The 631-nt window shown below is 62.3% G+C and carries 1 pseudogene; it reads right to left on the bottom strand.

The features are described 5' to 3' along the window. Window positions 1-409 (bottom strand): annotated as a pseudogene (locus tag ACESY8_RS19735) (hypothetical protein); the annotation flags it as partial. Window positions 410-631 lie beyond the last annotated feature (222 nt).

The raw sequence follows: 631 nt of genomic DNA, 5'->3' as shown, positions 1-631 counted from the left end.
CGGTAAAGGGGATGTAGCGCTGGTCGTCGTAGGGGTAAAAGCGGAGGGGCAGCTCCTCAAAGGCGGGAAAGTCCTGCTGGAAGCAGTAGGGATATTTGCGCAGCAGGCGGCAGTTCTTCTCGTATCGGCTCTTCAGGAGTTTGATGTTGGGCTGGTAAAAAGCCTGGGTCATCAGCTCCAGCAGAGTTTCCCGCTGGAAGCCCCGGCGGTAGAGGGAGCGGAAGGCGTCATAGGCCACCTTGTAGTTCCCGCCGTTTTCAAACAGGTAAAGGGCGGCCTCCAGCTCTGTCTCCGGCTGGCGGTCCCGGGCGTCCGCCATAGCCAGGGTATAGGCCGTCACAGCGTGGCTCCGCTCTCCCAGCTCCGCCATCCGGCGGGCGATGTCCAAGGCGGTTTGTTCCTTTGTCATAGTTCCTCCCTGTCTCAGCATAGAAAAACGGGGGGCGGGGGCAGTGCCCGCCCCCCTTGTGGTTGCTGTGAAAGAACAACTGCTCCGGAATACTGCAGCAACTGCAGCACGCCCTTCGTCGGCGCGGACTTCGAATCCCTCGCTTCGCCGCAGGCGGCAAAGCTTGCTCTCTCCGTCGCGCCTCCTCTCCCCACCGAACCCGCTTCGCTGGGCTTCGGCGGG

The sequence above is a fragment of the Clostridium sp. ATCC BAA-442 genome, assembly GCF_964239415.1.
In the GTDB taxonomy this organism is placed as follows: Bacteria; Bacillota; Clostridia; order Oscillospirales; family Oscillospiraceae; genus Flavonifractor; species Flavonifractor plautii.
Note: the sequence above shows the minus strand (reverse complement) of the source record. Positions and strands in the feature narration are given on the sequence as shown.